Raw genomic sequence first — 17,893 nt, 5'->3', positions numbered from 1 at the left:
GTGCGACAGTACCTGCCAGCTACCGGGGGTGATCGGCTATGCTTGCGCAGCGCACGGAAAGTGGAACTGGCTCGGGATACATGGATATCAAGTTCACCAATCGCCTGTCTTACAAGCAAGCCCGGCTGACGGTCCTGGTCGGTTTCATCCTGGGAACATTGCTCAGTCTCATCCAGATCGGCATCGATTATGCCAGCGAAGACGCCTCTATCAATCGCGAGATGCAGGCACTGCTGCAAATCAGCCACAACCCTGCCTCGCGCATTGCCTACAACCTCGATGCGGAACTGGCCAACGAACTGACCCTGGGCCTGCTCAAATCCCCCGCCATCACCCGTGCGCGCCTGATCGACAACACCGACAGCGTGTTGTCCGATGTGCAGCGCCCGCGCGAACAAAGCAGCTATCGGATGTTGAGTGATTTTCTCTTCGGCCAGAGCCGGCAGTTCCAGGATCGCCTGATGCTCGACCAGATGCCCAGCGAATACCTCGGCACCCTGTATCTTGAAGTCGACACCTTCGCCTTCGGCAGCCGCTTTCTGAAGCGGGCCGAAGTAACGCTGCTCAACGGGTTCGTGCGCAGCCTGGTGCTGACCGGCATCCTGCTGGCACTGTTCTATTTCATGCTGACCAAGCCGCTGGTGCGGGTGATCAGCGCCCTGAGCAACAGCAATGCACGCGCGCCCAACCAGAACAAGCTGGCCTTCCCGCCCGGTCACGAACAGGACGAGATCGGCGTGCTGGTCAAGGTCGCCAACCAGCAGTTCGTGAGCATGGCCACCGAGATCCAGCAGCGGCGCAACGCCGAAAACCGCCTGACCGACTACCTCAACGAGCTGGAAAACATCGTTTCGGCCCGTACCAACGAACTCAAGTCCAGCAACACCCGCCTGAGCCAGTCCAACGAGGAACTGGAGCAGGCGCGACGCCGAGCGCTGGACATGGCCCAGGCCCGTGCCGCATTCCTGGCCAACATGAGCCACGAGATCCGCACCCCGCTCAATGGTCTGCTGGGCATGATCGCGCTGTCGCTGGACAGCCCGCTCAACGCCGAACAACGCCAGCAGCTGTCCATCGCCCACGACTCGGGCAAGGTACTGGTGGAACTGCTCAACGATATTCTCGACCTGTCCAAGTTCGACGCCGGCCAGCTGGAGCTGGAGCGCATCCCCTTCGACCTCGGCGCCCTGGTGGAAGACACCGCCAACCTGCTGTCGCAGAACGCGGCGCCCAGCGTGGAGCTGACCTGCCTGATCGATCCGCAGTTTCCCAGCAGCGTGCTGGGTGACCCCACGCGGGTGCGCCAGATCGTCAGCAACCTGCTGTCCAACGCGCTCAAGTTCACCCGTTTCGGGCGTGTCGACGTTCGCCTGGGCACCTACCCCGGCGGCGTGCGCCTGGAGGTCTGCGACACGGGCATCGGCATCCCGCTGGAAGCCCAGGTCAGGATCTTTCAGCCTTTCACCCAGGCCGGTGCCGGCATTACCCGCCAGTATGGCGGCACCGGCCTGGGCCTGGCGCTGACCCGCAATCTTTGCGAAGCCATGCAGGGGCGCCTGAGCATCAGTTCGGAAGCTGGCTTCGGCAGCCAGTTCAGTGTCGAGCTGCCGCTGGCCTCCCACACCCCGGCGATTGCACCCGCCCCCCTGCGCGGCAAGGTGGTGGCGATCAGCAGCGCCAGCAGCGGCCTTGCCGAACTGCTGCAGAGCCTGCTGCCACGCTGGGGGCTGACGTACTCGCGCCATGACAGCATCGACAGCCTGGTCGACCTGGAGCCCGACCTGCTGGTCACCGACAACCTGGATGGCCTGTTCGGCCTGCGTCCGTCACTCAAGGCGCCAATCCTGCTGGTGACCGCCTATGGCAACTTCCTGCCGGGGGAAGAAGCCGCCCAGTTGGCACCGCTGCAGCAGCAGGCCCGCCCGCTGGCCCGCAACGCCCTGTACCAGACCTTGCAGCGCATTCTGCAGGGCAGTGACGATGCAGGCCCGGTCGCCCAGGCAGGCACCCAGACCAGCGAGCGTCGTGCCCGCATCCTGCTGGTGGAAGACAACCCGGTGAACCAGCTGGTCGCCAAGGGCATGCTGGGCAAGCTGGGCTGCGAGGTGATCGTGGCCGCCCACGGCGGGGAGGCCCTGGAGCAGTTGGAGCAAGCCGCCTTCGACCTGGTGCTGATGGACTGCAACATGCCGGTGATGGACGGCTACGAGGCCAGCCGACGCATACGCCAGAGCGGACGCTGGCCCGACCTGCCCATCGTGGCACTTACCGCCAACGCCATGCCCGAGGAACGCGAACGCTGCCGGGCGGCAGGCATGAACGACTACCTGGCCAAACCCTTTCGCCGCGAAGAGTTGCTGGCGCTGATCGATCACTGGGTGCCGCCAACAGCCCCTGAAACCTAGCGCAGCAGCTTTTCGATATCGCCCGCCAGCACCTCGGGCTTGGTGCTGGGCGCATAACGGCTCACGGCACCCGACTGCGGATCGACCAGGAACTTGGTGAAATTCCACTTGATCGCCTGCGAACCGAACAGGCCGGGAGCCCTCTGCTTGAGCGCGGCGAACAGGGGATGCGCGCCCGCCCCATTGACCTCGACCTTTCTGAACAGGGGAAAGCTCACGCCAAAGTTGGCTTCACAGAACTGCGATATCGCCAGCTCATCGCCCGGCTCCTGCTTGCCGAACTGGTTGCAGGGAAAGCCCAACACCACCAGGCCGCGCTCGCGATAGCGCTGCCATAGCGACTCCAGGCCCTTGTACTGTGGCGTGAACCCGCACTGGCTGGCGGTATTGACCACCAGCACCGCCCTTGCCGGGTAATCCGCCAGGGTTTTCTGCTCGCCCCGCAGGGTGGTGCAGGGAATATTGAGCAAACTGTTGTCGGCCATGACCGCGTCTCCTGCGTTCGGGTGGGTTACTGTCGCGGCACCAGGTCAAGGCACACCGAGTTGATGCAGTAGCGCAGACCGGTGGGCGGCGGGCCGTCGGGAAACACATGGCCCAGATGGGCATCGCAAGTGGCGCAGGTGACTTCGGTGCGAATCATGCCATGTGAGGTATCGCGGATCTCGACCATCGCGTTGTCGGCGATAGGCTCGTAGAAGCTGGGCCAGCCGCAGCCGGAGTCGAACTTGGCTCTGGAATCGAACAGCGGCTTGTTGCAGCAGATGCAATGGTAGACGCCATCGGTGCGGGTGCTGTTGTACTTGCCGCTGAACGGGCGCTCGGTGCCCTTCAGGCGGCACACGTTGTACTGCTCGGGGTCGAGCATCGCACGCCATTCTTCCAGGGTTTTCTCGATCTTTTCCATCACCAGGCCTCGCTGAATTAAAAACCCCGCACTGCGTCTTTTCGACAACGCGGGTGGCACGTATTATTGCGCCTCATCAGACGTCAGTCTGGCACCCGCGTTACACGCATTTCAAACGTTTTCACAGCGCAATGCGCGGCGATCTTTTCTAATCGGGATCACATCATGCAGGTCAGCAAATCGAACAAGCTCGCCAATGTCTGCTACGACATTCGCGGCCCGGTGCTCAAGCACGCCAAACGCCTGGAGGAGGAAGGCCACCGCATCCTCAAGCTGAACATCGGCAACCCGGCGCCCTTTGGTTTCGAGGCGCCCGACGAGATCCTCCAGGATGTGATCCGCAACCTGCCCACCGCCCAGGGCTACAGCGACTCCAAGGGCCTGTTCAGCGCGCGCAAGGCGGTGATGCAGTACTACCAGCAGAAGCAGGTCGAAGGTGTCGGCATCGAGGACATCTACCTGGGCAACGGCGTGTCCGAGCTGATCGTGATGTCGATGCAGGCCCTGCTCAACAACGGCGACGAGGTGCTGATCCCGGCCCCGGACTACCCGCTGTGGACCGCTGCGGTGAGCCTGGCCGGCGGCAACCCGGTGCACTACCTGTGCGACGAGCAGGCCGACTGGTTCCCCGACCTTGCCGACATCAAGGCCAAGATCACCCCCAACACCAAGGCCATGGTGATCATCAACCCGAACAACCCCACTGGCGCGGTGTACTCGCGCGAGCTGCTGCTGGGCATGCTGGAAATCGCCCGCCAACACAACCTGGTGGTGTTCTCCGACGAGATCTACGACAAGATCCTGTACGACGATGCCGTGCACATCTGCACCGCCTCGCTGGCCCCCGACCTGCTCTGCCTGACCTTCAACGGCCTGTCCAAGTCGTACCGCGTGGCGGGCTTCCGCTCCGGCTGGCTGGCGTTGTCCGGGCCCAAGCAGCACGCCCAGAGCTACATCGAAGGCATCGACATGCTGGCCAACATGCGCCTGTGCGCCAACGTGCCGAGCCAGCACGCCATCCAGACCGCACTGGGCGGCTACCAGAGCATCAATGACCTGGTGCTGCCGCCAGGTCGCCTGCTGGAGCAGCGCAACCGCACCTGGGAGCTGCTCAACGATATTCCAGGGGTCAGCTGCGTCAAGCCGATGGGCGCCCTGTATGCCTTCCCGCGCATCGACCCGAAGGTCTGCCCGATCTTCAACGACGAAAAGTTCGCCCTCGACCTGCTGCTGTCGGAAAAACTGCTGATCGTGCAAGGCACCGCCTTCAACTGGCCGTGGCCCGACCACTTCCGCGTCGTGACCCTGCCACGTGTCGATGACCTGGAGCAGGCGATCGGTCGCATCGGCAATTTCCTCAAGACCTACCAGCAGTAAGCCCGAATGCCTGCCTGCGCCAGCCCTGGCGCAGGCCACGGGCCAACCTCAAGCCTGCCGCTCTGGCTCGCGCACCTGGCATTCTCCGCGCCTGCCCGCACAAGTACACAGTTTGAAATAGTCGCCCGGTTGAATACACGGAGCGCGCACCTTATATACCCCGCATACGCAAGCTTTCTATCCGTCAGGAGAACGTAACAACCATGATGCGCATTTTGCTGTTTGTGGCCACCAACCTTGCGGTCGTGCTGATTGCCAGCATCACCCTGAGCCTGTTCGGCTTCAACGGGTTCATGGCGGCAAACGGGGTTGACCTCAAGCTCGACCAGTTGCTGATTTTCTGCGCTGTGTTCGGCTTTGCCGGCTCGCTGATTTCGCTGTTCATCTCCAAGTGGATGGCGAAGATGAGCACCGGTACCCAGATCATCACCCAGCCGCGCACCCACCATGAGCAATGGCTGCTGCAGACCGTCGAAGAGCTTTCCCGCCAGGCAGGCATCAAGATGCCCGAGGTGGGTGTCTTCCCGGCCTACGAGGCCAACGCCTTCGCTACCGGCTGGAATCGCAACGATGCGCTGGTCGCGGTCAGCCAGGGCCTGCTCGAGCGTTTCTCGCGTGATGAAGTACGCGCCGTGCTGGCCCACGAGATCGGCCACGTCGCCAACGGCGACATGGTGACCCTCGCGCTGGTACAGGGTGTGGTCAACACCTTCGTGATGTTCTTCGCACGCATCATCGGCAACTTCGTCGACAAGGTGATCTTCAAGAACGAAGAAGGCCAGGGCATTGCCTACTACATCGCGACCATCGTTGCCGAACTGGTCCTGGGTATCCTGGCCAGCATCATCGTCATGTGGTTCTCGCGCAAACGCGAGTTCCGCGCCGACGAAGCCGGCGCCCGCCTGGCCGGCACCAACGCGATGATCGGCGCGCTGCAGCGCCTGCGTTCTGAACAGGGCGTGCCTGTGCACATGCCTGACACCCTGAATGCCTTCGGCATCAATGGTGGCCTGAAGCAGGGCCTGGCAGGCCTGCTGATGAGCCACCCGCCGCTGGAAGATCGTATCGAAGCCCTGCGTCGTCGCGGCTAAGCGAGCAGCAGGCAAACAGGAAGGGCGACCCACGGGTCGCCCTTTTTCATTTCAGCGTTGCAGACGGTACACCCGCTCCAGCAGCCGATCAGCACCCGCCTTGATGAACCTGGGGCTCTGCGCCAACACGTCGTCCTGCGCGGCGATCGCCAACTGCCAATGCTCGCCGAACAGGCACTCGACCTCTTCATCGGGCACGGCAAAGGGCGGACCGTCAGTAACCGCCTGATCGTAGTCCAGAGTGATCAACAGGCCCTTGCAAGGCGACGGCAGGAGCTGCTGCAGATGCGCCACATACCGCTCGCGCATGGCAGGCGGCAAGGCGATGATCGCGGCACGGTCGTAAAGGCCCGTACAGCCCCGCACGTCACCCGCGGTCAGTGCGAAGAAATCGCCACACCACAACTCGATGCCCTCGCTGCGGTAGACCGTGAAGGCCCCCTGCTGCGAAACCTGCGGCTCCCGCTCATGCTCGGAAAAAAAGTCCTTCACCGCCCGCTCGGACAACTCTACCCCAAGCACGTCGTGGCCTTGCGCGGCCAGCCACGCCATGTCCAGGCTCTTGCCGCACAGCGGCACCAGTACACGGTCACCAGGCGCAATGCCCAGTGCGGGCCAATGCTGCTGCAGATACGGGTTGACCTGCTGCTGGTGAAAGCCGATCAGATCGTTCTCCCAGCGGTTGTGCCAGAACGCGGGCTGCATAACCTTACCTCGATAAATTCGATTAAATACCGCAAAAACTTATATTAGATTTAGATCAATGATCTGCCTGAAGATGGCTGCATATTAACCTTCAGGACCACCCCGATGCTGCCCAGCCTGTTTATCTCCCATGGCTCTCCCATGCTGGCACTGGAACCGGGTGCCAGCGGTCCGGCACTTGCCCGCCTGGCGGCGCAACTGCCGCGCCCCAGAGCGATCGTCGTGATGTCTGCGCACTGGGAAACCACCGAACTGCGCGTGACAAGCAACCCGCACCCACCCACCTGGCACGACTTCGGCGGCTTTCCGGCCGCATTGTATGCCGTGCAGTACCCAGCCCCCGGCGACCCACAGCTCGCCGAACAGGTAAGGCAACGGCTCAATGAAGCCGGGCTGCCCACAACACTCGACGCCAAGCGGCCTTTCGACCATGGCGCGTGGGTGCCCCTGTCGCTGATGTACCCGGCGGCGGACATACCGGTGGTGCAGGTATCACTGCCCAGCCAGCACGGCCCGGCGTACCAGCAACACGTAGGCCAGGCACTGGCGGCCCTGCGCGAGGAAGGCGTGCTGCTGATCGGCTCCGGCAGCATTACCCACAACCTGCGCGAACTCGACTGGCATGCCGGCCCCGAGAGCGTAGAGCCCTGGGCACTGGCGTTTCGCGACTGGATGATCGACAAGCTGGCTGCGGGCGACATGTCGGCCCTGCATGACTATCGCCGGCAGGCGCCGTTTGCGGTGCGCAACCACCCGAGCGACGAACACCTGCTGCCGCTGTACTTTGCCCGCGGCGCGGGCGAACGGTTCGCGATCGAGCACCAGGGCTTTACCCTGGGAGCACTGGGAATGGATATCTATCGGTTCGACTGAGGCGGCAGCCCTTTCCCCGGCAAGGCCGGCCCCTATAAGCGAAACAGGCCGCCCAGGCAAAAAAAATCCCCGAACCAGTCGGGGATTTTTCATTTCACTCGAAGATCAATCTTCGCGATAACGACGCAGCTTCAGCTGCTTGCCGGCAACGCGAGTGTCCTTGAGCTTGGTCAGCAGCTTCTCGAGGCCATCTTCCGGCAGCTCGACCAGGCTGAAGCTGTCGCGCACCTGGATGCGACCGATCGCTTCGCGGGCCAGGCCGCCTTCGTTGAGGATCGCACCCAGCAGGTTCTTGGCCGCGATACCGTCACGCGCACCCAGCGCGGTACGGCAGCGTGCACGACCTTCACCCAGTGGCATCGGCGCGCGACGCTCACGCTCGCCACGCTCGGAGCGCTCACCGGCAGGACGATCACCACGCGGGGCCGAAGTCGGCACCAGCGGCTGCTCTTTCTCGACGGCTTCCAGGGTCAGCGCCTGGCCATTGGTGGCCTTGCGCAGCAGGGCCGCGGCCAGGGCACGCGGGCTGCAACCGATGTCGGCAGTCAGGCGGTCGAGCAGATCACCGTGGGTAGCTTCTGCATCGGCAACCAGCGGCGCGAGGCTGTTGGTGAGCTTCTTGATGCGCGCGTCCAGTACGGCCTGGGCGTTGGGCAGACGAACTTCGGCAACCTTCTGGCCGGTCACACGCTCGATCACCTGCAGCATGCGGCGCTCACGCGGGGTGACCAGCAGCAGTGCACGACCTTCGCGACCGGCACGGCCGGTACGGCCGATACGGTGAACGTAGGACTCCGGATCGTACGGCATGTCGACGTTGAACACGTGGGTGATGCGCGGTACGTCCAGACCACGGGCAGCGACGTCGGTAGCGACGACGATGTCCAGGCGACCATCCTTGAGCGAGTCGATGACGCGCTCACGCTGGTTCTGGGCGATGTCACCGTTGAGCGCGGCAGCCTTGTAGCCTTTGGCTTCCAGGGCGCTGGCCAGGTCCAGGGTGGCTTGCTTGGTACGTACGAAGGCGATCAGTGCATCGAACTCTTCGACTTCCAGCAGGCGCAGTACCGCCGAGACCTTCTGGTCGGCGTGGACCATCAGGTGTGCCTGCTCGATGGCAGTCACGGTCTGGGTCTTGGTCTGGATCTTGACGTGTTTCGGGTCACGCAGGTGACGCTCGGCGATCGCACGGATCGACTGCGGCAGGGTGGCCGAGAACAGTACGGTCTGGCGGGTTTCCGGCATGGCCTTGAAGATGACTTCCAGGTCGTCCATGAAGCCCAGCTTGAGCATTTCGTCAGCTTCGTCGAGCACCAGGTGATTGACGGTAGCCAGCACCTTCTCGTCGCGACGCAGGTGGTCGCACAGACGGCCAGGGGTAGCGACGACGATCTGCGCGCCGTTACGGATTGCTTTGAGTTGTGGGCCCATCGGGGCACCACCGTATACCGCTACCACGGTAACGCCCGGCATCTGCTTGGCGTAGGTTTCGAATGCGGTAGCTACTTGCAGCGCCAACTCACGGGTTGGCGCCAGGATCAGGGCTTGCGGCTCGCGCTTGCTCGGGTCGATGCGGTGCAGGATTGGCAGAGCGAAGGCAGCGGTTTTACCGGTACCTGTCTGCGCCTGACCGATCATGTCATGACCGGCAAGAATAATCGGGATCGATTGCTGCTGAATGGCCGATGGCTCTTCGTAGCCAGTGGCGATAACGGCGGCAACAATACTTGGATGAAGATCGAGAGCGGCGAAGCCGCCGGTTTCCTGGGTCATGGGTCTGCCTCTAAGTGCATCCGCAAAGACCCATGCTCCAAAGCTGCACATGCCTTGTAAGACCCGAAGGTCACCCTGGCAGCTTTGTCGGCGGGGATTTGCGAAAACGATTGAAGAAAAAAAGGAACGTCAAGGCAGAGTCCGCGGTGCGGACGCGCAGCCGAAGCTGGCTTCGGGGAATTGCACTACCTGAACGAGGTCCGGTAAAAGACCGGCGCGTACTATACCCGATTTCCTGCATCGCGTGAGACTTTTTTACAGGGAAGAGAAGCCCGGAGGCCTCGAATCGACAGCCCTTGCCGATGATCGAGGCCCACGCGTCTGTTGGCGGCGCGGCCGGAGCTGAAACGTTTTATTCAAGATGCCGGTCGGATCACCTCGATCAGGCGCTGCAGGGAGTAGCCCAGGCGCGGTTCAAGAGCCCGGGCGCGCGCGGTGAGCGCCTCCCGGTCGAGGGTCTGGTCGAGGTCGGCGGGCACCAGCAGGATGACGTTGCCCTCCTTCACCGGCAGCTCCCAGTAATGGCGGTGATACAGCCCGCGCAACAGCGCAGCGCCCAGCGGCTTGCCGTCATCGGTGGCCCACTGGTTGATGACCAGCCAGCCGCCGGGGTTCAGGCGCTTCTGGCAGTCTTCGAGAAACTTCCAGGCCAGGTGGCCGACGCCGGGCCCGTGGTCGGTGTAGAGGTCGACGAAGATCAGGTCGGCAGGCTCGGCCGTCTCCAGCAGCTCGACCGCATCACCCACGCGGATGTACAGGCGCGGATCATCGTCCAGCCCCAGGTACTCGATGGCCAGGCGCGGCACCTCGGGACGCAGCTCGATGGCCTCCACGTCCTCCAGGGGCAGGAACTTCAGGCAGGCCTGGGTCAGGGTACCGGCACCCAGGCCGAGAAACAGCGCGCTTTCAGGCTCGCAGTGGCACAGCGCGCCCACCAGCATGGCGCGGGTATAGTCGTACTCCAGCCAGCTCGGGTCGGCAGTGAATACGCAGCTCTGCTCGATGGCCTCGCCAAACTCGAGAAAGCGGTAGTCCTCGACTTCCAGCACGCTGATGGTGCCGAACTCGTCGTGCACCTGCGCCAGCAGCCGCTCTACCCGTTCCTCTGTCATGCTCTCTCCCGACACCTGCATGTGCCCAAGCAAAAACGACCATTGTCCGTCAATACAGGCGATGCAACAAGGCAGGGTCCAGGTGTTAGCATGTTCACAGCCCTTTTCCGATAGAAACCGAGCCTGTGATGAGCCAACCCTGGAGTCCCGATAGCTGGCGTGCCCTGCCGATCCAGCAGCAACCGCACTACCCCGATGCAGCGCACCTGCTCAAGGTCGAGCAGACCCTGGCCAGCTACCCGCCGCTGGTGTTCGCCGGCGAGGCGCGCGAGCTGCGCCGCCAGTTCGCCGAAGTGACCGAAGGCCGTGCCTTCCTGCTGCAGGGCGGCGATTGCGCCGAAAGCTTTGCCGAGTTCTCGGCAGCGAAAATCCGCGACACCTTCAAGGTGCTGCTGCAGATGGCCATCGTCATGACCTTTGCCGCCGGCTGCCCGGTGGTCAAGGTGGGGCGCATGGCCGGGCAGTTCGCCAAGCCGCGCTCGTCCAATGACGAAACCATCGGCGAGGTGACCCTGCCGGCCTACCGGGGCGACATCGTCAACGGCATCGGCTTCGACCCTGCCAGCCGCGTGCCCGACCCGGAGCGCCTGCTGCAGGCCTATCACCAGTCCACCGCCAGCCTCAACCTGCTGCGCGCCTTCGCCCAGGGTGGTTTCGCCGACCTGCACCAGGTGCACAAGTGGAACCTGGACTTCATCGCCAACTCGGCGCTGGCCGAAAAGTACAGCCAGCTGGCCGACCGCATCGACGAGACCCTGGCCTTCATGCGCGCCTGCGGCATGGACAGCTCGCCGCAACTGCGCGAAACCAGCTTTTTCACCGCGCACGAGGCGCTGCTGCTCAACTACGAGGAAGCCTTCGTGCGGCGCGACAGCCTGACCGGCGACTACTTCGACTGCTCGGCGCACATGCTCTGGATCGGTGATCGCACCCGTCAGCTGGACGGCGCCCACGTGGAGTTCCTGCGCGGGGTGAACAACCCGATCGGAGTCAAGGTGGGCCCGAGCATGAACACCGAGGAGCTGATCCGCCTGATCGACATCCTCAACCCGGCCAACGACCCGGGCCGGCTCAACCTGATCGTGCGCATGGGGGCCAACAGGGTCGGCGAGCACCTGCCGGGGCTGATCCGCAGCGTCGAGCGCGAGGGGCGCAAGGTGCTGTGGAGCTCCGACCCGATGCACGGCAATACCATCAAGGCCAGCAGCGGCTACAAGACCCGCGATTTCGCGCAGATCCTGGGCGAGGTCAAGCAGTTCTTCCAGGTGCACCAGGCCGAAGGCAGCCATGCCGGTGGCATTCACATCGAGATGACCGGTCAGAACGTCACCGAATGCATCGGCGGCGCCCGGCCGATCACCGAAGACGCGCTGTCCGACCGTTACCACACCCACTGCGACCCGCGCATGAACGCCGACCAGTCGCTGGAGCTGGCGTTCCTGATCGCCGAAACGCTCAAGCAGGTACGGCGCTGACACCTGCACGGCCCTCGATGGCCGTGCCGGCTCGACCCGTGGCGGGCTTCAGACCCTGAAGCCCAGCATCAACGCGCACACCACCAGAAACACACAGAACAACGAGCGCAGGACCTTTTCCGGCAGCGCATGGGCCAGCTTCACGCCCCAGCTGATACTCAGCAAGCCGCCCAGTGCCAGCGCGATGCCCATGTTCCAGTCCACATGCTGGTGCAGCCCGTAGGTCAGCAGCGTGACCGAGGTGCTGGGCGCCGCCAGTGCCAGCGACAGGCCCTGGGCAACCACCTGGGTGGTGCCGAACACACTGGTCAGCACCGGTGTGGCGACCACCGCGCCCCCTACCCCGAACAGCCCGCCGACCACACCGGCACCCCCGCCGAGCACACCCAGCCAGGGCCAGGGCTGGCGCAACTCGGTCGAAGGCGGCGCGTTGCGAGTGAACATGCGCACCAGGTTCCACACCGTCAGCGCCACCAGAAACACCACGAAGCCGACGCGCATGGCCTGTGCATCCAACCCCACCGCCCAGATCGAGCCGAGCCAGGCGAACACGAAGCCGGCCAGCGACAAGGGCAATGCATGACGCAGCTCGATGCGATTGCGCTGGTGATAGCGCCACAGCGCCAGCAACACGTTCGGCACCACCATCACCAGCGCGGTGCCCTGGGCCAATTGCTGGTCAAGGCCGAACAGCACGCCCAGCACGGGGATCGCGATCAGGCCGCCGCCGATCCCGAACAGCCCGCCCAGGGTACCCAGCCCTGCTCCCAATACGATGTACATCAACCACTCGACCATGCTCGCCTCTCTGCTCTGCAATAGCGCCATGCTACCGATGGCGGGCTAGCGGGGAAACGCACAGCAACGCACAATGGCTGTGCCCAATTCGCACAAGCAACCACCATGACCCCGGACGCCCTCACCCAACACCTGAGCCTGTTTCTCGATGTGCTCGAAAGCGGCAGCTTTTCTGCCGCGGCGCGGCGCCACCCGCTGACCCCTTCGGCGGTGGCCCGACGCATCGATACCCTGGAGGCCGCCGTGGGCAGCCGCCTGTTCGTGCGCAGTACCCATGCGGTACGCCCCACGCCCGCCGGCAATGCATTCGCCGAACGCGCCCGGCGTATCGTCGAAGAGCTGCGTCTGGCCCGCGCCGAGGCCGTGTCGCTGAGCAATGCACCGGAGGGCCTGATCCGCATCGATGCGCCTTCGGCGTTCGGCCGCCGCCACCTGGCACCGGCCATCGCCGATTTTCTGGTGGCGTACCCAGGCCTGGACGTGCAACTGCGCCTGATCGACAGCTTCGTCGACCTGCAGGGCGCGCACCTGGGCGAAGTCGACCTGGTGCTGCGTGCAGGCCCTCTGGCCGATACCCGGCTGGTGGCAACACCGCTGGCGTACATGGTGCGCATTGCCTGCGCCAGCCCCGCCTACCTGCAGGCCCGCGGCGTGCCTGCCAGCCCCTGCGACCTGCCAGAGCACGACGGGCTGGACTGGGATGGCCTGGCCCCACCCTTCGCCTGGCGCTTCGCGGTGGACGGGCAGATGCGTCTGCTGCGCCCCTCGCGCATGCGCATGAGCGCCAACAACGCCGAGACCCTGCTGTTCGGCGCCCTGGCGGGCCTGGGCATCGCGCACCTGCCCACCTGGCTGATCAGCGAGTACCTGCTGCGCGGCGACCTGCTGCCGCTGTTCTGCGAGAACGGGCTGCCCCCGGCCGAAACCAGCGGTGTCTATGCATTGCGCCTTGAACATGAAACGAACTCTCGCAGCCGTTTGCTGCTCGAATTCCTCAAGAGCCGCTTCAGCCCCATCCCCCCCTGGGACCTGGCACTGCAGAGCGAGCTGCGCTGGCAATAGCGCGCAGAGCATGCGCGCCACCATTTCATGGACCAGATAGATAGAAAGGAGCCGCATGAACGCCACCTCCAAAGCGCCCGTTTACGATGAGCTGCTGCTCGACAATCAGGTGTGCTTCGCCCTGCACTCCACGTCACTGCTCATGACCAAGGTGTACAAGCCACTGCTGCAGGCACTGGGCCTGACCTACCCGCAGTACCTGGCCATGCTGGTGCTATGGGAGCAGGACGGGCTGACCGTCGGCGAAATCAGCCATCGCCTGCTGACCGACCCCGGCTCGCTCACGCCCTTGCTCAAGCGCCTGGAAGCCGAAGGCCTGCTCAAGCGCACCCGCAGCCGCGAGGACGAGCGCGTGGTGATCGTGCAACTGACGGCCCAGGGGCGTGCCCTGCAAGCGCAGGCACGCTCGATCCCGCCGTGCATCCTGGGCGCCAGCGGCCACTCGCTGGAGCGCCTGCAACGCTTGCAGGCCGAGCTGCTGGCGCTGCGCGACAACCTGCAGAACAGCCTCTGACGGCGTCGCAGCCGCGCACGCAGGGCATAAAAAAACCCGGCCTTGGCCGGGTTTTCGTGTTCGCGCAGATCGCCAGGCTTAAACCTTGGCGCGGCCCTTGTAGGAGCCACCTTCGCGGGTGTCGATCTCGATCCAGTCACCGATCTCGATGAAGTCGGCAACCGACAGCTCGGTACCGTTCTTCAGTTTGGCAGGCTTCATGACCTTGCCGGAGGTATCGCCACGGGCGGAACCTTCGGTGTAGTCGACCTGACGCACGATGGTGGTCGGCAGCTCTACGGAAACCAGGCGGTCTTCGAAGAATACGGCTTCGCACACATCGGTCATGCCTTCTTCAACGAAAGGCAGAACGCTTTCGATGTCTTCGGCGTTCAGCTCGTACATGGTGTAGTCGGTGGTGTCCATGAACGTGTAGGTGTCGCCGCTGATGAAGGACAGGGTCGCTTCTTTGCGGTCGAGGATCACGTCGTCCAGCTTGTCGTCGGCGCTGTAGACGGTTTCGGTCTTGTAGCCGGTCAGCAGGTTTTTCAGCTTGGTCTTCATGATCGCGCTGTTACGGCCCGATTTGGTGAATTCAGCTTTCTGAACCAGCCAAGGGTCGTTGTCGATACGGATCACGGTACCGGGTTTCAGCTCTTTACCAGTTTTCATTGCGAGATATCCGAATTTGGATGGATTTACAAAAATCGAGGCCGCATATCATAGCGAATTTCGACAAAACTGTACCAGCGCCGTGGCAAGGTCCGGCTGAGCGGCCTGCGCGGCGCACCAGCGCTCGGCGTGGGCGCTCAGTTCCGGCCAGTGCGCCAGCAGCTCGCGCCACGCCTGGCCCATGTCGCGATCCATGTTCCAGGCCCGCCACAGCGCCACCAGCGCGGCGGCTGCCGGGGCCGACAGGCCCTGGGTGTAATGGTCCAGAAAGGCCTCGAGCTTTTCCCAGTGGGCGTACTCTTCCTGCACATAGATATGCCACAGCAGTGGCCGCCCGGCCCACTGAGCACGCACGAACGAGTCCTCGCCGCGCACCGCATTGAACTCGCAGCACCACAGCAGCCGATCATAGTCATCCTGGCTGACGAAGGGCAGGATCTGCACCGTCAGCGCCCCACGCTGCGTCACACTGCCCACCCCCAGCCCGCTCTCGCCCAGCCAGGCCTGCACATCCCCCAGGATGCGCCCCTCGGGCACCAGCAGGTGACTGGGGCGGGTGTCGGCGGCCAGCACATCGAGCCAACTGGCCAGGCCCGGGTTCTCATAGGCGAACAACGAGATCAGCCGTGCACCCTCATGCACCCTCACGCCCAGGCCGCGCAGGAATGCCTGACGGGCCTGCGGGTCGTCTTCGAACGCCTTGCGCCGCGTCAGCAACGTGGCTTCGCGCAGCAAACCGCCGGTACCGGGCGTGAACCCCGGAAAGAAGAACACCTTGCGCAGGCCATTGGCCTGGGGCGACGGCAGGCCGTGGCAGCCTTCCACCCAGTCCTCGGCGCTCAGGTACTCCAGGTTCAGCCACACTGCCGGCACGGTGCGGTCCTGCATGGCCTGGACATAGGCCGCTGGCAAGTGGCAGCCGAAGGCGCCGATCACCACGTCCGGCACTGCCGTCGGCTGCCAGTCGGCCGGCCACAGGCACACCTCGACGCCTTGCTGCCATTGCTGCCGGGCCTGGGCGTCCGCCTCGGGGCACAGGCGCACGAAGGCCGCCAGTTCATCCACCCACAGGCGCACCGCCACGTCGTGTTCGGCCACCAGTTGCCGGGCCAGGCGCCAGGTGACGCCGATGTCGCCGTAGTTGTCGACGACGCAACAGAAGATATCCCAGGTCGGTTTCATGGCAGGCACCTCGCGTTGAGCCGGAAACAAAAAGCGCCGATTGTCCGGGTTAATCATTGCAGACAACAGTAGCGAGGCTGAATAAAACCCGCGCTGCATGCGACAATCGCCGCCATTGTCCTGGCCAGGAGGCTGCCATGTCGTACCGTGCGCGTCGCCGTGAACTGAAAATTTCGCAAAACCCGCTGCAACTGATCCTGTGCGTGGCCATCGGCCTGTGGCTGGGTTTCGTCGCCATCATGTTGACCCTGTGGCTGGGCTGGCAGTACCTGCCCGACCTGCGCCAGCCCCTGCACGAGGTGATCGCCCCGCCCGCGCCGGCCCTTGCGCCGCAGCAGTCGCCGGAGCAGAACCGCATGTTCGAGCAGTACAAGCAGATCCTGCACGATCAGGCGGTGCAGCAGGCCGAGGAGCAGGCCCAGGGCAGCCCGCGCAACCTGTCCAACCCCAGATGCCAGTTCTGGCTGCAACAGAACCGTACCGCCCCCACCGAGAAAAGCCGCGCCAATGTCCTTGAGTTCTGCAACTGAGATGAACAAGACCGACCTGCTGGCGCGCATCATCGAGCGCCTGGGCGTCGACCTCGACGTGGCGCAACGTGCTGCGCAGACCGCGTATGAAGCGGCCACTGCCGAGGAGAACATCGCCGAGAACAAGTACGACACCCTCGGCCTGGAAGCCTCGTACCTGGCCACCGGGCAGGCCCGGCGCATGGAGGAGATTCGCCAGGCACGGCTGGCGTACCAGCAACTGACCCTGCGCGACTACGACCCCGAGGCCGGCGTGCAACTGAGCAACCTGGTGCTGCTGGCCGACGAACAGGATCGCCAGCAGCGCGTGTTCCTGGGGCCGGAAGCGGCAGGGCTGAAAATCGGCGAAGGGCAGGCGCTGATCACGGTGATCACCCCGCGCTCACCTTTGGGGCAAAGCCTGATGGGCAAGCTCGAGGGCGACGAGGTGGTGCTGGTACTGGGCAATGGGCGCCAGGTCTACGAACTGGTGGAAGTGCTCTGAAGCACTTCGCTGGCTTGCCAGCAAAGAGGCTGCCACGGCTAATGGCTTGCCCTTGCCGCCAGGTTCTGCTCCAGCAACTGGACGAAGGCCCGCGCCGCCGGCGTCGGGGTGGTCGACCAGATCGCGTACAGGTGGCGCACCGGGGCATCGCACACCGGTACTGCGGCAATGCCCTTGAAGCCTGCGGCGATCCTTGCCGGTACCAGCCCCAGGGCCAGGCCACGCTGCACGAACTTCTCGATCAGGCCGATACTGCCCACCTCGAACTGCACCCGATGACGCACCCCTGCGGCGGCAAATGCCTCGTCGGTCTGTCGACGCGCGCCGCTGCCAGCCTGGAAGTCCACCAGGGGCTGGTCTTCCAGTTGCTCCAGCGCCAGACGCCCGATGCCTGCCAGCGGGTGCTGCAGCGGCAGCACCGCCACCAGCTCCTCGGCCGCCAGCAGGCGCGACGCGACCCCCGCCAGAGGCTCCCCCGGCCAGACGCCGATGAACGCCACATCCAGGCGCCGTTCACGCACATCGGCAATCAGCAGCTCGCTCTTGCCGATCAGCCAGCGAATGTCCACCTGCGGGTACTGCCCGTGAAAACCGGCCAGCAGGTCCACCAGGTCCAGCTCGGTCAGCGAGCTGATCTCGCCGATGGACAAGCGCCCGCGCACTTCGCCACAGGCTGCGGCCACGTCCTCGGCGATGCGCCGGGTGGCCTCCAGCGCCGTGCGTGCGCTGAGCACGAAGGCTTCGCCGGCAGGTGTAAGGCGCACCCGGCGCGAGCTGCGCTCGAACAGCAAGGTGCCCAGTTGCGACTCCAGGCGCGCCACCTGATGACTCAAAGCCGACTGCACCACATGACAACGTTCGGCCGCACGGGTGAAACTACCGGTATCGGCCACCGCCAGCGCGTATTCGATCTGCTTGAGGTTCATCTTTCCATCTGTACAAGAGATTGATGGG

At 64.2% G+C, this 17,893-nt stretch carries 17 protein-coding genes and 1 pseudogene; 9 read left to right on the top strand and 9 right to left on the bottom strand.

What is annotated here, in order from left to right; genetic code table 11:
* The first annotated feature begins 38 nt into the window (after positions 1 to 38).
* Complete coding sequence (locus ACPRTJ_RS17910; RefSeq protein WP_081315148.1) at positions 39 to 2,405, top strand: response regulator; 2,367 nt, start codon at positions 39 to 41, stop codon at positions 2,403 to 2,405.
* On the opposite strand, the gene ACPRTJ_RS17905 is transcribed toward ACPRTJ_RS17910, so the two are convergent.
* Both ACPRTJ_RS17905 and msrB read right to left on the bottom strand, forming a co-directional pair.
* Positions 2,402 to 2,890 carry a glutathione peroxidase gene (locus tag ACPRTJ_RS17905; protein ID WP_426427161.1) on the bottom strand — a complete coding sequence of 163 codons (489 nt, stop codon included), beginning with the start codon at positions 2,888 to 2,890 and terminating at the stop codon, positions 2,402 to 2,404. The genes ACPRTJ_RS17910 and ACPRTJ_RS17905 overlap by 4 nt on opposite strands.
* A 26-nt stretch (positions 2,891 to 2,916) precedes the next feature.
* Entirely contained in the window at positions 2,917 to 3,312 is a 396-nt protein-coding gene (gene msrB, locus ACPRTJ_RS17900) for a peptide-methionine (R)-S-oxide reductase MsrB (RefSeq protein WP_043862744.1), read from the bottom strand.
* Positions 3,313 to 3,477: 165 nt separating this feature from the next.
* On the opposite strand from msrB, the gene ACPRTJ_RS17895 reads away from it, so the two are divergent.
* Both ACPRTJ_RS17895 and htpX read left to right on the top strand, forming a co-directional pair.
* A complete protein-coding gene (locus ACPRTJ_RS17895) occupies positions 3,478 to 4,689 on the top strand; it encodes a pyridoxal phosphate-dependent aminotransferase (protein WP_043862743.1) in 1,212 nt (403 codons plus the stop codon).
* Positions 4,690 to 4,892: 203 nt separating this feature from the next.
* Complete coding sequence (gene htpX, locus ACPRTJ_RS17890; protein WP_043862742.1) at positions 4,893 to 5,780, top strand: protease HtpX; 888 nt, start codon at positions 4,893 to 4,895, stop codon at positions 5,778 to 5,780.
* Positions 5,781 to 5,831: 51 nt separating this feature from the next.
* Here the strand turns inward: htpX and ACPRTJ_RS17885 are convergent, their stop codons facing one another.
* Positions 5,832 to 6,485, bottom strand: coding sequence for a thiopurine S-methyltransferase (locus ACPRTJ_RS17885; protein ID WP_426427160.1), 654 nt, complete (start codon positions 6,483 to 6,485; stop codon positions 5,832 to 5,834).
* Between the two features lie 105 nt (positions 6,486 to 6,590).
* Between ACPRTJ_RS17885 and ACPRTJ_RS17880 the strand changes: the two genes are divergently transcribed.
* Positions 6,591 to 7,358, top strand: a complete 768-nt coding sequence (locus tag ACPRTJ_RS17880; RefSeq protein WP_426427159.1) for a DODA-type extradiol aromatic ring-opening family dioxygenase — start codon at positions 6,591 to 6,593, stop codon at positions 7,356 to 7,358.
* 105 nt (positions 7,359 to 7,463) lie between these two features.
* On the opposite strand, the pseudogene ACPRTJ_RS17875 reads toward ACPRTJ_RS17880, so the two are convergent.
* Positions 7,464 to 9,165, bottom strand: a pseudogene (locus ACPRTJ_RS17875) (DEAD/DEAH box helicase).
* Between the two features lie 322 nt (positions 9,166 to 9,487).
* Positions 9,488 to 10,243 (bottom strand): spermidine synthase, encoded by a 756-nt coding sequence (locus tag ACPRTJ_RS17870; RefSeq protein WP_043862738.1) that lies wholly within the window; start codon positions 10,241 to 10,243, stop codon positions 9,488 to 9,490.
* A 128-nt stretch (positions 10,244 to 10,371) separates the two neighbouring features.
* Between ACPRTJ_RS17870 and ACPRTJ_RS17865 the strand changes: the two genes are divergently transcribed.
* Positions 10,372 to 11,718 carry a class II 3-deoxy-7-phosphoheptulonate synthase gene (locus ACPRTJ_RS17865; RefSeq protein WP_426427158.1) on the top strand — a complete coding sequence of 449 codons (1,347 nt, stop codon included), beginning with the start codon at positions 10,372 to 10,374 and terminating at the stop codon, positions 11,716 to 11,718.
* A gap of 48 nt (positions 11,719 to 11,766) precedes the next feature.
* Here ACPRTJ_RS17865 and ACPRTJ_RS17860 read toward each other — a convergent pair whose 3' ends face one another.
* On the bottom strand, positions 11,767 to 12,516 hold the full coding sequence (locus ACPRTJ_RS17860) for a sulfite exporter TauE/SafE family protein (protein ID WP_043862736.1): 750 nt from the start codon (positions 12,514 to 12,516) through the stop codon (positions 11,767 to 11,769).
* 105 nt (positions 12,517 to 12,621) lie between these two features.
* Here ACPRTJ_RS17860 and ACPRTJ_RS17855 point away from each other — a divergent pair, with 105 nt between their 5' ends.
* Both ACPRTJ_RS17855 and ACPRTJ_RS17850 read left to right on the top strand, forming a co-directional pair.
* Complete coding sequence (locus tag ACPRTJ_RS17855; RefSeq protein ID WP_054915829.1) at positions 12,622 to 13,578, top strand: LysR family transcriptional regulator; 957 nt, start codon at positions 12,622 to 12,624, stop codon at positions 13,576 to 13,578.
* Between the two features lie 55 nt (positions 13,579 to 13,633).
* Positions 13,634 to 14,092 (top strand): MarR family winged helix-turn-helix transcriptional regulator, encoded by a 459-nt coding sequence (locus ACPRTJ_RS17850; protein ID WP_043862734.1) that lies wholly within the window; start codon positions 13,634 to 13,636, stop codon positions 14,090 to 14,092.
* Positions 14,093 to 14,170: 78 nt separating this feature from the next.
* Here ACPRTJ_RS17850 and ACPRTJ_RS17845 read toward each other — a convergent pair whose 3' ends face one another.
* Together ACPRTJ_RS17845 and earP are read right to left on the bottom strand one after the other, a co-directional pair.
* Positions 14,171 to 14,743: an elongation factor P gene (locus ACPRTJ_RS17845; protein ID WP_043862733.1), complete on the bottom strand. Its 573-nt coding sequence runs from the start codon at positions 14,741 to 14,743 to the stop codon at positions 14,171 to 14,173.
* Between the two features lie 48 nt (positions 14,744 to 14,791).
* Positions 14,792 to 15,925 carry an elongation factor P maturation arginine rhamnosyltransferase EarP gene (gene earP, locus ACPRTJ_RS17840; protein WP_104572089.1) on the bottom strand — a complete coding sequence of 378 codons (1,134 nt, stop codon included), beginning with the start codon at positions 15,923 to 15,925 and terminating at the stop codon, positions 14,792 to 14,794.
* Positions 15,926 to 16,062: 137 nt separating this feature from the next.
* Here earP and ACPRTJ_RS17835 point away from each other — a divergent pair, with 137 nt between their 5' ends.
* Complete coding sequence (locus ACPRTJ_RS17835) at positions 16,063 to 16,455, top strand: hypothetical protein (protein WP_058541059.1); 393 nt, start codon at positions 16,063 to 16,065, stop codon at positions 16,453 to 16,455.
* 1 nt (position 16,456) lies between these two features.
* Positions 16,457 to 16,939: a GreA/GreB family elongation factor gene (locus ACPRTJ_RS17830; protein WP_043862730.1), complete on the top strand. Its 483-nt coding sequence runs from the start codon at positions 16,457 to 16,459 to the stop codon at positions 16,937 to 16,939.
* A 38-nt stretch (positions 16,940 to 16,977) separates the two neighbouring features.
* Here the strand turns inward: ACPRTJ_RS17830 and ACPRTJ_RS17825 are convergent, their stop codons facing one another.
* On the bottom strand, positions 16,978 to 17,865 hold the full coding sequence (locus ACPRTJ_RS17825; RefSeq protein ID WP_043862729.1) for a LysR family transcriptional regulator: 888 nt from the start codon (positions 17,863 to 17,865) through the stop codon (positions 16,978 to 16,980).
* Positions 17,866 to 17,893: the final 28 nt, after the last annotated feature.

The organism is Pseudomonas palmensis, assembly GCF_049942755.1.
Lineage (GTDB): Bacteria > Pseudomonadota > Gammaproteobacteria > Pseudomonadales > Pseudomonadaceae > Aquipseudomonas > Aquipseudomonas palmensis.
Note: the sequence above shows the minus strand (reverse complement) of the source record. Positions and strands in the feature narration are given on the sequence as shown.

Coding starts and splice junctions, on each gene's coding strand:
- ACPRTJ_RS17910 (WP_081315148.1), top strand. CDS start 39: ATGCTTGCGCAGCGCACGGAAAGTGGAACTGGCTCGGGATACATGGAT.
- ACPRTJ_RS17905 (WP_426427161.1), bottom strand. CDS start 2,890: ATGGCCGACAACAGTTTGCTCAATATTCCCTGCACCACCCTGCGGGGC.
- msrB (WP_043862744.1), bottom strand. CDS start 3,312: ATGGAAAAGATCGAGAAAACCCTGGAAGAATGGCGTGCGATGCTCGAC.
- ACPRTJ_RS17895 (WP_043862743.1), top strand. CDS start 3,478: ATGCAGGTCAGCAAATCGAACAAGCTCGCCAATGTCTGCTACGACATT.
- htpX (WP_043862742.1), top strand. CDS start 4,893: ATGATGCGCATTTTGCTGTTTGTGGCCACCAACCTTGCGGTCGTGCTG.
- ACPRTJ_RS17885 (WP_426427160.1), bottom strand. CDS start 6,485: ATGCAGCCCGCGTTCTGGCACAACCGCTGGGAGAACGATCTGATCGGC.
- ACPRTJ_RS17880 (WP_426427159.1), top strand. CDS start 6,591: ATGCTGCCCAGCCTGTTTATCTCCCATGGCTCTCCCATGCTGGCACTG.
- ACPRTJ_RS17870 (WP_043862738.1), bottom strand. CDS start 10,243: ATGACAGAGGAACGGGTAGAGCGGCTGCTGGCGCAGGTGCACGACGAG.
- ACPRTJ_RS17865 (WP_426427158.1), top strand. CDS start 10,372: ATGAGCCAACCCTGGAGTCCCGATAGCTGGCGTGCCCTGCCGATCCAG.
- ACPRTJ_RS17860 (WP_043862736.1), bottom strand. CDS start 12,516: ATGGTCGAGTGGTTGATGTACATCGTATTGGGAGCAGGGCTGGGTACC.
- ACPRTJ_RS17855 (WP_054915829.1), top strand. CDS start 12,622: ATGACCCCGGACGCCCTCACCCAACACCTGAGCCTGTTTCTCGATGTG.
- ACPRTJ_RS17850 (WP_043862734.1), top strand. CDS start 13,634: ATGAACGCCACCTCCAAAGCGCCCGTTTACGATGAGCTGCTGCTCGAC.
- ACPRTJ_RS17845 (WP_043862733.1), bottom strand. CDS start 14,743: ATGAAAACTGGTAAAGAGCTGAAACCCGGTACCGTGATCCGTATCGAC.
- earP (WP_104572089.1), bottom strand. CDS start 15,925: ATGAAACCGACCTGGGATATCTTCTGTTGCGTCGTCGACAACTACGGC.
- ACPRTJ_RS17835 (WP_058541059.1), top strand. CDS start 16,063: ATGTCGTACCGTGCGCGTCGCCGTGAACTGAAAATTTCGCAAAACCCG.
- ACPRTJ_RS17830 (WP_043862730.1), top strand. CDS start 16,457: ATGAACAAGACCGACCTGCTGGCGCGCATCATCGAGCGCCTGGGCGTC.
- ACPRTJ_RS17825 (WP_043862729.1), bottom strand. CDS start 17,865: ATGAACCTCAAGCAGATCGAATACGCGCTGGCGGTGGCCGATACCGGT.